Source organism: Diaminobutyricibacter sp. McL0608 (genome assembly GCF_039613825.1).
Classification (GTDB): Bacteria; Actinomycetota; Actinomycetes; order Actinomycetales; family Microbacteriaceae; genus Diaminobutyricibacter.
In genome coordinates this window covers 671,137-684,395 of the sequence record NZ_CP154826.1, presented here as the reverse complement: position 1 = coordinate 684,395, position 13,259 = coordinate 671,137, and the positions used below count along the sequence as shown (strand labels likewise).

The window sequence follows — 13,259 nt, the reverse complement described above, 5'->3', positions numbered from 1 at the left end:
ACTTCCTCAGATGTGGACGTACTCCACGGAAGCCGTGAGGTCGTCGAGTACCTCCTGGATGGGCGCGACACCCAGACCGGGCCCGTCGGGGACGTCGAGGTGGCCGTCCTTCATGACGAACGGCGGCGTGATGTCGGTGCGGTAGAACCGGTCGCTGGCCGAGACGTCACCGGGAAGCGTGAACCCGGGAAGGGAGGCGAGCGCGACGTTGGCCGCGCGTCCGATGCCCGATTCGAGCATCCCGCCGCACCAGACCGCGATCCCGTTCGCCGCGGCGAGATCGTGGATGCGCCTGGCCTCCAGATAGCCGCCGACGCGCCCCGGCTTGATGTTGATCACCTGTGTCGCGCCGAGCCGGATGGCGGCCGCGGCCGTCTGGGCCGACGTGATCGACTCGTCGAGGCAGATGGGCGTCTTCACGATCTTCGCGAGTTCCGCATGGCCGAGGATGTCCTCCTCTTCGAGCGGCTGCTCGATGAGCAGCAGGTCGAAATCGTCGAGGCGGGCGAGATGGCGGGCGTCGCGCAGCGTGTACGCGGTGTTCGCATCCACCTGAAGCAGCACCTCGTCGCCGTACATCTCACGCACGGCCCGCACCGCCTCGATGTCCCAGCCTGGTTCGATCTTGAGCTTGATGCGCACGTAGCCGGCAGCGAGGTAGCCGCCGACGGCATCCAGCAGTTCGGGAATCGAGTCCATGATGCCGACCGAGACGCCGCACGGCACGGTGGCGTGCACCGAGCCGAGTTCGCGAGCGAACGAGCGGCCCTCTGCGCGCAGCTCGGCATCGAGGACGGCCATCTCGAGTGCCGCCTTCGCCATGCGGTGGCCCTTGAACGGGTAGAGCGCATGGCCGACGCCGGGCGCGTCGGACACGCCCGCGGCGCCGAGCGCCGGGATGAAGAACCGCTTCATGACGTCGACGGCGCCGTCCGCGTACTCCGGCGAATAGAGCGGGTCGGGGAGCGTGACGCATTCGCCCCAGCCCTCCCCCTCGTCGGTGAAGGCGCGGACGAGGAGGATGTCACGCTCGGTCTGGGTGCTGAAGGACGTGCGGAACGGCGATACCAGCGGCATCGCGACCCGAAGCAGTTCGAATCCTTCGAGTTTCATCGCGCGACCTCCGCACTGCCTGTCTCGAGAACGTAGCCCTGCACCCGGTCGAAGCCGACGATGCGGCCCCCGTCGCCGAGCAGTTCCGTGAGCCGCTCGCGCACCCGCACCCGCCATTCGTGCGCGAGTTCCGGCTCTTCGAGGCGCATCGCTTCGATGTCGGCGGGAACCGCGACAGTGACGTGGTCGAGCAGCGCGGGAGCAGGCACCCTGCCGGTCGCGGCCGCCGCGACGACGAGGGGATCCTTGAGGTTCCAGCGCACGAGCAGGCGGTCGGTCTCGTCATCGCCGTTGATGACATCGCTCATCACGCCGTAGAAGTTGGGCAGGTACTCGACGGGGTCCGCGCCCAGCTTCACGATGTTGAAGTAGGCGTTGCGGGCGACGAGCGGGTCGAAGGTCCACTCGATGATGCCGATACCGCGGTCGAGGGCCCAGGCGCGCTGGTGGAGCTTCATCGCGAAGCCGACCGAGCGACCGATGAGGCCGTGCGAGACGCCGGCGATGTGGCTGTGCAGCGAATGCTGTTCGGGCGTCGAATGGAAGGCGATCGTCGCCCCGACGAGTTCCTCGCCGTCGAAGGCACCGCCGATGTAGTTCCCCGCCTTGCTGAAGGCACGGAGCAGTTCCGGGGTCACGGGCGGGTTTCCGGTGCGGCCCCAGATGTCGGAGAGCAGGTGGACGGTCGCGTTCAGTTCCTCGATGCCGGCGAGCTCACGCACGGTGACGCCTGCCGCGTCGGCCGCCGCCTCCGCAGCTGAAACCGCCTCGTCGGCCGGCTTCAGGTCTATTCCGGTCATGAGTCCCCCTGCTCGAGCAGTTCGAAGATGAGTGCGCCCAGTAGCGCGGTGCGCGGTGCGATCGCGTCGACGAGGACATGCTCGTCGTCTGCGTGCGCTCCCCCGCCGACGGCGCCGAGGCCGTCGAGGGTCTGGACGCCGAGCCCGGCCGTGAAGTTGCCGTCGCTCGCGCCGCCGACGGCGACGCCGACAAGCGGTTCCAGGCCGAGCCGGGATGCGATGGACTGCGCGCGGTCGAAGAGCGCCGAGGATGCGGCGGGCTCCAGCGGAGGCCGATTGGGACCGCCCTCGACCGAGACCACGGCACCGGGGAGCACCGCGGTGAGCACGCGCATCGCGGCGTCGACGCGTTCCTGCTCGGCGATCGTGCAGACCCGCACGTCGACGACGAACGATCCGGAAGCCGGAACCGTGTTCGTGGTGGTGCCCGCCCCGATGACGGTCGGGGTCACGGTCGTGCCGAGCACCGCGTCCGCGAGGGCCGCGACCGCGAGCGCCTGGTGCGCCAGTTCGAGCGTCGCGTTGACACCCTTCTCCGGCTCCAGTCCCGCGTGGGCCGCCCGGCCCGTGACGCGGACTTCGTAGATCGACGTGCCTTTGCGCTCGATCTTCAGCGCGCCGCCGTCACCGGACGCCTCGGTCACGAACACGGCGCGGGCGCCGGCAGCCTCGGACTCGATGAGGGCGCGCGACGACGGAGAGCCGAGCTCCTCGTCGCCGGTCACGAGGATGGTCACACCGTCGCGGTCGGGCAGAGCTGCGACTGCGTGCAGCACCATCACGAGCCCGACCTTCATGTCGAAGCTCCCCGGCCCGGTCAGCACCCCCTCGCGCACCGCGAACGGATGCGTCGTGAGCGAGCCGATCGGCCACACCGTGTCGTGATGCGTCAGCAGCAGGACACGCGTCGCGTCGCCGAAGCGCCAGCGCAGGTGAGTCGTGCCGTCGATGACGAGCCGCTCCGGCTCGACGCCGAGCAGTTCGACGCCGAGCGCCGCGACCTCCTCCGCCGAGCGGGCCACCGCCGCGGAATCCGCGGACGGCGACTCGCACTCGACGAGGCGACGGATGTGGTCGATCATCACCGCAGGTGCGGCGACGTCGGTGTGGACGATCGTCACGCTGGAACCGCCGTCTTCGGTGTCGCACGTGCACCGAAGTGCAGGTACTCCTCGCCGGTGGGGAGCGAGTAGAAGGTCACGGCGATCCAGGTCTCCGTGCCGGGCGCGCGGACGGCGAACAGCTTGTCGTCGACGGGCACGAGCGGGTACTCGTCCACGGCGGACTCCGGCGTCATCTCGACGAGCGGACCGGTCATGGTCGTGCGCAGGAGAGGACCGTCGTCGTTCGTGAGGATCTCCATCTTGATCCCCGCGCGCTCGTAGGTGCCGAGGAACGGGGTCACGTCGACGTCGGCCGGCTCGGCCGGCGGCTGCAGCGGCGACTGCATGGTCAGGCCCGACAGCTCGGCGAAGATCTCGCGGTAGAGGTCTTCGTACAGGTCGCGGGTGTGGCCGCCGTTGGTGAGCAGCGTCACGGCGACACCGCTCTCCGCGTGGATGCGCAGGAACGCTGCCTGGCCGATGGTGTTGCCGTCGTGGCCGTACAGGCGGTCGCCGTTCCAGCCGAAACGGATCCAGCCGAGACCCCACGAGTCGCCGAGCGAGTACTTGTCGGGCACGTCGGCGTGCAGGTCCTGCATGGCGAGCACGCTCTCCTCGCTGAGCAGGCGCGTGCCGTCGGCGGCGAGGCCACCGGTCATGTGCAGCCGTGCGAAGGCGAGCACGTCGGCCGCGCGGGCGGTGATCAGCCCGGCCGGGCCGAGCGACCGCGGGAGGCCCCAGGTGGGCGTCACGACCTGCTCGTCTCCGACCTCGACGTGACCGACGGCTGCGGCGTAGAGGATCGCATCCTCGGGCAGCGTGACCGTGTGGGTGAGGCCGAGCGGGCTGAACAGGAGGTCGCGCATCGCAGCGTCCCAGGTCTGGCCGGTGACCTGCTCGATCACGCGGCCGAGGAGGCTGTAGCCCGAGTTGCAGTACGACCAGGTCGCGCCGATCGGGTGGTTCTGGCCGGCCTCGTACAGCAGGTACGCGTACTTCTCGATGCAGTCGTCGCCGCGGCCGGTGTCGGTGAAGACGTCCCCGTCGATGCCGCTGGTGTGCGTCAGCAGGTGCCACACGGTCACGCCGTCGGTGAGGGCGTCGTTGACGAGGTGGAAGCCCGGCAGGATGTCGACGATGCGGGTGTCGAGGGCGAGCTTGCCCTCATCCACGAGTCGCATGACGACGGATGCGGTCCACACCTTCGAGACGGAACCGATCTGGAACACAGCGTCGGTCGTCACGGGGGCGCCGGTGGCGATGTTGCGGTTGAGGGTTCCGGTGGCGGCGGTGACGACCTCGTCCGCGGCGCCGCCCGTGCCGAGGCGCAGGATCCCGAGCTGGGCGCCCGGCACCTTGTGGCGCTTGGCGAGAGCGGTCAGGCGGCGCTCCCAGTGCGCGGCGTCGATGGGCTCGGGACGCGGGCCTTCTGCGTCACCCGCATACTGCTCCACCCACTGGACGATACGGGTGCAGAAGTCGATGCGATGGCTCGGCTTGCCGAGGAGCGGGAACACGTGGCTCGCGCCCGGGTAGATCACGAGCCGTGTCGGCACGCCCTGCTCGCGCAGTGCGTAATGCCACTGCTCGGCCTGGCCCACCGGGCAGCGGACGTCGTCGCCGCCGTGCAGGACGAGCGTCGGCGTGGCCACCTTGTCGACGTGGGTGTACGGGGACAGTTCGGCGAGACGCTCGCGGTCGCCGTCCTTCCAGGGCAGGGCGCCCAGCTCGGCGACGTTCAGGAAGTGCGCGTCGTCGCTCGTGCCGCCCATGCTGGTGAGGTCGGCGACGACGCCTCCGCTGACGGCTGCGGCGAAGCGGTCGTCGCGGCTCGTCAGGTAGCAGGTGGTGAATCCGCCGTAGCTGTAGCCGGTGATGGCGAGCCGCTTCGGGTCGGCGAGGCCGTCGGCGACGAGCTGGTCGATCGGCTCGAGGAAGTCGTTCCGGTCCGCCTCGCCCCACGCGTTGAAGACAGCGTCGTAGAACTCCGTGCCGTAGCCGTCGCTGCCGCGCGGGTTGACGATGAGCACGGTCCAGCCGCGGGCCGCGAGCTCCTGGTGGTAGAGGTGCATCTCGTCTGCGGCGGCGTTCCACGCGTTGTGCGGTCCGCCGTGCACGTCGATGAGAAGAGGGGTCGCACCGGTGACCTCGGGGTCGCGGATGACCCAGCCCTGCACGGTGACGCCGTCGCTGATGGTGAACTCGCGGCTCTCGCGGAGGAACAGGTCGACCTCGGCCAGCGTGTCGCCGTGGCTGGTGACCACGGTCTCGGCGCCTGTGCCCAGGTCGACGGCCACGATCTCGCCGAACGAAGTTGGGGTGGCGAGTGCGATCGCGGCGTGGGCGCCGGAGACCGAGAGACCGCTGACGACGTGTCCCTCGCCGCCGTGGAGGAGGCGCGGCTCGCCGCCGGTGAACGGGACGGCGTAGAGGTGGGTGCAGCCGCGGTCCCGGATGGCGAACAGCACGTCGCCTTCCGTCGTGAACTGCGGGAGAGCCCCCGGGTAGGCCGGAGCACCCGGCATCACGTTGCGGTCGAGGGATGCGGCGAGCTCGGTGACCGCGCCCGTTTCGAGGTCGACGGCGAAGAGACCGGCGTGAGCCCGCGGGTCGCCCTTCCAGCCGACGACGACGAGGCCGTTCCCGTCAGGGGTGAAGGTGACCGTCCCGGCGAAGCCGCCCTCGAAGGCGATCGCGCGCGGCAGTGCCTTGGGGTCGACCGCGTCGATGAGGTGGACCGACGAACGCATGGCGAGCTCGTCGACGCCCTCGGGGTGGGCCGTGAAGGCGAGCGTGGCGCTGTCGGGGCTCCAGGCGGGGCTGCCGGCGTGCTCGTCGGCGTCGGTGAGCCGGCGCAGTTCCCCGGTCTCGACGTCGACCACGTGAATCTGCGTGCGCAGTCCTCGCAGGTAGCCAGCGCCATCCACCTGGTAGCCGACGCCGTCGGTGACGATCGGCGCACCCGACCGGCGGGCGCGCTCCGCGTCGCCCTCGTCTTCTGCGGCTGCCGTGTCGACGGGAGCCGAGAAGGCGATGCGCGTACCGCCCGGGCTCCAGACCGGCGCACCCGCCCCGAGAGGAAGCGTGGTGAGCTGCTTCGGCTCGCCGCCGGCGACCGGCAGCGTCCAGAGCTGGCCGTCGCGCTGGAAGGCGATCGTGGTTCCGTCGGGCGAGAACGCGGGGCTCGCATCCGTCGTCCCGTGCGTCAGTGCACGGGGCGATCCCGAACCATCTGCGATCCAGAGCGAGCTCACCGACGTGTCTGCGGCGGCGTCATTGCCGCTCAGCACGTAGGCGATGCTCGAACCGTCGGGCGAGACGGTCGGCTGGCTCGGCACAGAGAGTGCGAGCAGGTCTTCGATGCGCATTCTGCGGGTCACTTCGGACTCCTTCTAGTGGTGGGTTGTCGTGGTCTGGACTCGCCGCGGGATCGCGGAGAGCAGCTGGCGGGTATAGGGATGCTCGGGCTGGTCGAGCACCTGGGCGGTCGGCCCCTGCTCGACGATGCGCCCGCGGTACATGACGGCGATGCTGCTGGCGACGTAGCGGACGACAGCCAGGTTGTGCGAGATGAAGAGCATCGACAGGCCGAGCTCGGCCTGCAACTCCCGAACCAGGTTGAGCATCGAGCCCTGGATCGAGACGTCGAGCGCGGAGGTGATCTCGTCGGCGACGAGGACCTCGGGGCGGCCGGCGAGTGCCCGGGCGATGGCGACACGCTGGCGCTGGCCGCCCGAGAGCGCCGACGGATAGGCCTGGGCGCGGGTGTTGTCGAGGTGCACGAGGTCGAGGAGCCGGGCGACTTCCTCACGGCGCTCGGTGCGGCTCAAGCCGCGCGGCAGGATCTCGGCGATGCTCGAACCGATGGTCATGCGCGGGTCGAGGGAGGAGTACGGGTCCTGGAAGACCATCTGCAGCGGGCGACGGCCGCGGCGCGCGGCGATCGGGGTTCCGTCGAGAAGGATGCGGCCCGAGTGGATCGGGGAGAGACCGACGGCGGTACGGGCGAGGGTCGACTTGCCCGAGCCCGACTCGCCGACGAGACCGACGACCTCGCCGGACGGAACCTTCAGGCTGACGCCGTCGACCGCGGTCATCGCGGTGCGTCCGGCGCCGAAGCGCACGGTCACGTCGTCGAAGTGCAGTTCACTCATGCCAGGACCTCCGCATCATCGAGTTCGGCGAACCGTTCAGCGCGATGCTGGACCGGCATCCCCAGCTGGATCGGCTCGCCGGCGTGCCAGCAGGCGACACGGTTGCCCGACTCGTCCTCGATGAGCTCCGGATCGATGCCGCGGCAACGGGCGTCAGCAAGCGGGCAGCGCGCGGCGTAGGCGCAACCCGCCGGGACCTGCGCGGGGTCGACCGGGCGCCCTGGCACCGTCGCGAGAGGCTGGTCGATGTCGGTGGTCATGTCGGGAACGGCCGCGAGCAGGGCACGCGTGTACGGATGCTTCGCAGCAGTCGCGAGCTCATGGGCCGGGAGGTCTTCCACGATTCGGCCGGCGTACATCACCAGCACCCGGTCGCAGATCTCGGCGACCACGGAGACATCGTGACTGATCAGCAGGAGGGCCACGTCATCCTGTTCGCGGATCGACTGCAGGAGCGCGAGCACCTGCTGCTGCACGGTCACGTCGAGCGCTGTCGTCGGCTCGTCGGCGATGATGAGCTTCGGTGTGGCCATCAGGCCCATCGCGATCATCGCGCGCTGCCGCATCCCACCAGAGAATTCGTGCGGGTACTGCCTGACCCGGCGCGCCGGCTCCGGGAGCCTGACGGCGTCGAACCGGTCGACGGCCCGGGCGAGCGCATCCTTCGAGCTCATCCCCTGGTGCTCGACGGCCACTTCGGCGAGCTGGCCGCCCATCCGCTTCGTGGGGTTGAACGAGGTCATCGGGTCCTGGAACACCATCGCGAGCGCGGTGCCGAGAAGGCGACGGTGGCGGGCGGGGTCGCCCTCCAGCAGCGCTTCGCCGAGGAAGTCCAGGCGCTGGGCCTTCACCTCACCGGGCTGCTCGACGAGCTGGGCGATCGAGAGGGCGGTCAGCGACTTGCCGGAGCCGGACTCGCCGACGATGCCGACGGCCTCGCCCTTGCCGATCGTGAAGCTGATACCGCGAACCGGGCTGACGGGGCCATCCACTCCCGGGAACGTGACGCGCAGGTTGCGCACCTCCAGGACGGCGTCTCCATCCTGCACCACCGGGATGGGCTGAGGAACGGGGCGAGGCTGCACCTTCTTCTTCGCGGCGGTGAGCGGGTTCGCGGAGGCGATCCCCAGCGCACGCGCGGCGGACTCGCCGACGAGGTTGAAAGCCAGACCGGCGATGACGACCGCCATGCCGGGAGCAAGTGCGGCGAGCGGGTTCACATAGATGCCGGACAGGCCCTCACCCATCAGCCGGCCCCAGTCGTACGAGGGCGGCTGGACACCGAGGCCGAGGAAGGAGAGACCTGCGAACGCGAGCAGGGTGCCGCCGGCACCGATGGTCGCGTTCACGATCAGCGGCTCGCCGACGTTCGGAAGCACGTGGCGGCCCAGCACCCGCAGCCGTCCGACCCCGCCGACACGCGCGGCCGCCACGTAGTCGCGCGACGACACGCCTGCGATGAGCGTCTGGCAGAGGCGGGCGAACGACGGCGCACCGGCGATACCGATCGCCAGGACGGCGCCGAGCCAACCCGATCCGAAGATCACCGCGAAGAACAGGGCGAGCAGGAGGCCGGGGAACGCGACGGCGATGCCGACGATCCAGGTGATCACCCTGCCGAACCGCGGTCCGAGGAGCAGCGGCAGGACTCCGAGCACCAGGCCGATGCCGACCGACACGAGCGTGGCGAGAAGGGCCAGCACGATGGAGAGCCGCGTCGCGACCAGCACGCGGTAGAAGAGGTCGCGGCCCAGGTTGTCGGTTCCGATCCAGTGCTCGGGCGACGGCCCGGCCAGCAGGTCGTTCGTGTTGACCGCATCCGCTTTCTCACCCCAGAGGATCGGGGCGAAGACGGCTGTCGCCAGCACGACCAGCAGGAGGATCATCGCTGCGACGCCGAGGGGGGTGCGCATGGTGCGCCGGATGGCTTTCATCAGTGCTCCGCAACGGTCGAGCGCGGGTCGAGCAGGGCGAGCACGACGTCGACGATGGTGTTCACGAGCAGGACGCCGACGCCGTAGACGAGCACCGTCGCCTGCACGAGGGGGTAGTCCTTGGTCTGGATCGACTGCACGATGGTGCTGCCGAGCCCGGGCCAGGCGAACACGTTCTCGACGAGCACGGTGCCGACCACCAGAGAGCTCAGGAGGAGACCCGCGAGGGTGAGGGTGGCCGTGAGCGCGTTCGGCAGGGCGTGGCTGAGATGGATCCGCCACGACTTCAGCCTCTTCGCCCTGGCCGTGCGCACATAATCGGCGTCGAGGACACCGAGCATCTCGACGCGGACGATTCGGGCCAGCACGGCCGCGGGGCCGAGGGCCAGCGCGATCACGGGGAGGATGTAGGAGGCCGCGCTGTCCCGGCCGGCGACAGGCAGCCAACCGAGCGTGACACCGAAGACGAAGACGAGTGCGACACCGAGCAGGAAGTCGGGGATCGTCGAGAGGAAGACGCTGCCGGCGGTGAACCCCAGTTCGAGCCGGCGACCGCGCGAGCGACGGGTGGCGACCGCGACGGCGACCCCGATCGGCACGGCGATCACGACGGCGAGGAGGAAGGCGAGGCCGGCGAGCGCGGCGGTTGCGGCCAGGCGCTGGCCGATCACCTGGGCGACCGGGAGCTGGGAGCCGATGGAGACTCCCAGGTCACCGGTGAACACGCCCTGGAGGTAGTGCAGGTACTGCTGCCAGATCGGGTCGTTCAGGCCGAGGGCCTCGCGTCGGGCGTTGACCACGGCGAGCGGGGTCGTCGGACCCATCGCCGCCCGGATCGGATCGCCCGGCACGAGGTGGATCATGAGGAACGAAGCCGTCACGAGCACCCAGAGCGACACGAGCAGTCGCCCTGTCCGGCGGATCGCGAAGCGCTGCCAGCGACGATCGCCGGTGGTGCGCATCTCTTCTGCCGGCAGGGCGACTGCTGATGTCATGCCGAGGTTTCCTTACTGGTTGGAGCGTTGGAGCGTTGGAGCGTTGGAGCGTGGTGCTGTGGTGCGTGCGAAGCGCCGGGCGCTTAGCCGAGCATCCGGATGCTGGTCGGGACGATCCCGCCCACAGCCTGGAAGGTGGCACCCTTGCCGAACGTCTTCACGATGTTGTTGGCGAAGGGCACGACGTCAGCAGCCTTCACGAGCGCCGACTCGGCGTCCGCCCAGGTCTGGCAGCCATCGGTGCCGTTCATCGTCATCGCCTTGGCGACGGCCGACGAGTAGTCCGCGTTCTGGATGTTCGCGAAGTTGGTTCCCTTGGGGGCCGCGGGCCCGGAGAGGAAGCCGACGAGCTGGTCGGGGCTGTTGACGTTCAGCGGCTCCCACGAGATGTCCCAGGCGCCGGTCCCGAAGAGGGCGGCGGACACAGCCGTCTCATCGTTCTGGGCGGCAGTGACCTTGGCGCCGATCGCCTCCCACGCCTTGGTCGCGAGCTCGGAGGCCGCAGTTCCGCCGGCGCCGAGCGAGGAGTCGTAGATGAAGGTGAGGTTGAGCTTCACGCCGTCCTTCACGCGGATACCGTCCGAGCCGACCTTCCAGCCGGCTGCGTCGAGCCCCGCCTTGGCTGCCGAGACGTCCTTCTTCGGCAGTGCAGCCGAGACGGAGTCGACCGCGCAGCCGACGGGCGGGATGACGGCGAAGCTGGTCGCAGCCACACCCTTGCCCGACGTGAGGACCTTCTGGAGCTCGCCGAGGTCGACGGCCTGGGTGAGCGCCATGCGCACGGCCGGGTCGCTCGTCGGGTGGCCGGCCGAGTTGTTGTACCACTGCTCGCCGATCAGCGCCGGGGTGTCCTGCGAGAACAGCTTCGCCTTGGCGAGGCGGTCGGCGTCCGGTCCCAGGATCTGGGCCGAGTTCACCTGGCCGGACAGCAGCAGGTTGGCCGCGGTGGTCTCATTGGTGATGATCTTGGCCGTGACGGTCGCGGGCGTGCCCTTCGCCGACGTGCTCGCGCCGCCGGGACCCCAGGTGTACTTCTTGTTGACCTTGTAGGTGTAGTGGTCGTTCGGCACGGCTTCGCTCAGGACGTACGGCCCGGTGCCGAGCGTGGCGGTGGCCAGCTTCGAGCGATCGGCCAGGCCTGCGTCGCAGACCATCGGCAGGTTCGCGAGGCTCTGCAGCAGGAACGGCGCGGGCGTCGAGAGGGTGAGCGTGACGGTGCCGGCCGACGAGTCGTCGGCCGCCGTGATGCCGGCCGGGATGAACGCGCCGAGGAACGGGCTCTTGTTCGCCGGGTCCTCGACCCAGGTGACGTTGTCAGCAGCGGTCTTCGCCGTGAAGGTCGACCCGTCTGAGCAGGTCACACCTGACTTCAGGGTGAAGGTCGCGGTGGTGCCGTCGAGCTTCCACTCCTTCGCGAGACCGCTGCTGACCTTGCCCTTTGCGTCGACGTTGACGAGAGGGTCGTAGGCGAAATGTGTCAGCGCGAAGAGGGCGCTGACGGCCGAGGCCTGCGGGTCGAGGTTGCCCGGGTCGGCGGCGAGGGCGAGCGTGAACGGCTTGCCGTCGACATAGTTGGCCGACGTCGACGCCGTGCCCCCGCCTCCCGCGCACGCCGCCAGTGAGGTGACGGCGACGGCGGAGACGATGAGCGCGAGCGCCGGTTTCCTGATCGATTTCATGGATGCTCTTTCTGCTGTGTGCGTGCTGCGGTGAACGCGGTGGATGGTGAGCTAGGCGGCGCGCGTGACGACGCGGCCGTAGTGGATGTACTTCGCCCGCCCGTCGCCGGCGTCGCCGAGGAAGACGTAGATCGGGTGGATCCCGCGCTGACCCTCGACCCCGATGAGCGAGTCCGGTCCGAACGCGACGAGTTCGCTGCGATCCGGCTGTCCGCCGATCTCGGCGATGATGTCCTTCGGCGTGCGGTCCAGCCAGACCCGGCCGTCCTCGTCCTGGCTGACGACCAGGTCGTAGATGGTGTCGGCGTAGAGCCCGAGATACGCTGTCGCGTCGACGGCCGCGTGTTCGGCCGGCGGCAGCGGGTGCCCCGGCAGCGTGACCCCGGCGACCTCGTCGAGGATGCGGGCGACCACATCCTCGAAGAGACCGAAGACGTCACCGCCGTTGGTCAGCAGCGCGACGGCCAGCCCGGCCTCGGGGACGATGCGCAGGAAGGCAGCCTGGCCGATCGTGCCGCCGTCGTGGCCGAGCACCGTCGGCGCCGAGCTGTCGATGATCTCCCAGCCGAGGCCCCAGGCGTCGCCCATTCCGGTCAGGCGGGGCAGGTCGACATGCTTGGTCTGCATGGCCGCGACCGACTGCTCGGAGAGGATGCGCGTGCCGTCGGGTGCGGTTCCGCCGTCGAGGTGCATCTTCACGAAGCTCACGAGGTCGCGCGGCCGCATGGCGAGCATGGAGCCGGCCGGCTCGTTGGAGCGGGCGAGCGCCCAGGTCGGGGCTGCGATCTCGACGCCGTCCTCTCCGGGTCCGACGTGGCCGACGGCCGCGCGGTGAAGGATGGCCTCGTAGGCGCTCGGGGCGACGTGGGTGAGGCCGAGCGGGGTGACGATGTGGTCGAGGAGCGCCTGCTCCCAGGTCTTCTCGCGGAGGACCTCGACGAGACGGCCGAGGATGCTGAAGCCGACGTTGTTGTATGAGAACAGTTCGCCCGGCGAGAAGAGCTGCGGCAGTTCGGCGATCTCTGCGATGTACTTGGCGATGGCGTCGTCGCCACGGCCGGTGTCGGTGAAGACGTCGCCTTCGAATCCGCCCTGGTGGCTGAGCAGCTGCCGCGTGGTGATGCTGGCGGCGGACGCCTCGTCTGCGAGGTGGAAGTCGGTGACGTAGGTCTGGATGGGCGCATCCAGGTCGAGCAGTCCGTCGTCGACGAGCTGCAGGACGAGCGTCGCCGTCCAGACCTTGGTGATGGAGCCGATCTGGAAGACCGAATCGGGGGTGGCGTCGACGAGTGTCGACGTGCTGAGCACGCCGCCTGCTGCGTCGATGATCTCACCGTCCTTGAGGACGGCGACGACCGCGCCGGGAACCTTGTGGTCGCGGACGAGGCCCGCGAACTCCGTGTCGATGAACGCCTGGATCTCGTCTAGTGACTTCATTCCATCACCATAAGAAAACCTCTCGGCGCCTCTTTCGTCCGATC

At 69.6% G+C, this 13,259-nt stretch carries 9 protein-coding genes; all 9 read right to left on the bottom strand.

From position 1 onward, the window contains the following. Positions 1-6: 6 nt before the first annotated feature. The 9 genes from menC to AAYO93_RS03180 all read right to left on the bottom strand — a co-directional run bounded on the left by menC (position 7) and on the right by AAYO93_RS03180 (position 13,215). Positions 7-1,113, bottom strand: coding sequence for an o-succinylbenzoate synthase (gene menC, locus AAYO93_RS03220; protein ID WP_345763577.1), 1,107 nt, complete (start codon positions 1,111-1,113; stop codon positions 7-9). Beyond that, a complete protein-coding gene (locus AAYO93_RS03215; RefSeq protein ID WP_345763576.1) occupies positions 1,110-1,913 on the bottom strand; it encodes a GNAT family N-acetyltransferase in 804 nt (267 codons plus the stop codon). The genes menC and AAYO93_RS03215 overlap by 4 nt, the downstream gene beginning before the upstream one ends. After that, positions 1,910-3,034 carry a M20 family metallopeptidase gene (locus AAYO93_RS03210; RefSeq protein WP_345763575.1) on the bottom strand — a complete coding sequence of 375 codons (1,125 nt, stop codon included), beginning with the start codon at positions 3,032-3,034 and terminating at the stop codon, positions 1,910-1,912. The genes AAYO93_RS03215 and AAYO93_RS03210 overlap by 4 nt, the downstream gene beginning before the upstream one ends. After that, positions 3,031-6,396, bottom strand: a complete 3,366-nt coding sequence (locus AAYO93_RS03205) for a serine hydrolase (RefSeq protein ID WP_345763574.1) — start codon at positions 6,394-6,396, stop codon at positions 3,031-3,033. The genes AAYO93_RS03210 and AAYO93_RS03205 overlap by 4 nt, the downstream gene beginning before the upstream one ends. A 12-nt stretch (positions 6,397-6,408) precedes the next feature. After that, entirely contained in the window at positions 6,409-7,170 is a 762-nt protein-coding gene (locus AAYO93_RS03200) for an ABC transporter ATP-binding protein (RefSeq protein WP_345763573.1), read from the bottom strand. Continuing rightward, positions 7,167-9,104, bottom strand: coding sequence for a dipeptide/oligopeptide/nickel ABC transporter permease/ATP-binding protein (locus AAYO93_RS03195; RefSeq protein ID WP_345763572.1), 1,938 nt, complete (start codon positions 9,102-9,104; stop codon positions 7,167-7,169). The genes AAYO93_RS03200 and AAYO93_RS03195 overlap by 4 nt, the downstream gene beginning before the upstream one ends. Beyond that, the gene (locus AAYO93_RS03190) at positions 9,104-10,099 is read right to left on the bottom strand and encodes an ABC transporter permease (protein ID WP_345763571.1); all 996 of its coding nucleotides are present in this window, start codon (positions 10,097-10,099) and stop codon (positions 9,104-9,106) included. The genes AAYO93_RS03195 and AAYO93_RS03190 overlap by 1 nt, the downstream gene beginning before the upstream one ends. Before the next feature lie 83 nt (positions 10,100-10,182). After that, positions 10,183-11,778 carry an ABC transporter substrate-binding protein gene (locus AAYO93_RS03185; protein ID WP_345763570.1) on the bottom strand — a complete coding sequence of 532 codons (1,596 nt, stop codon included), beginning with the start codon at positions 11,776-11,778 and terminating at the stop codon, positions 10,183-10,185. A 51-nt stretch (positions 11,779-11,829) separates the two neighbouring features. Continuing rightward, on the bottom strand, positions 11,830-13,215 hold the full coding sequence (locus AAYO93_RS03180) for a serine hydrolase domain-containing protein (RefSeq protein ID WP_345763569.1): 1,386 nt from the start codon (positions 13,213-13,215) through the stop codon (positions 11,830-11,832). Positions 13,216-13,259: the final 44 nt, after the last annotated feature.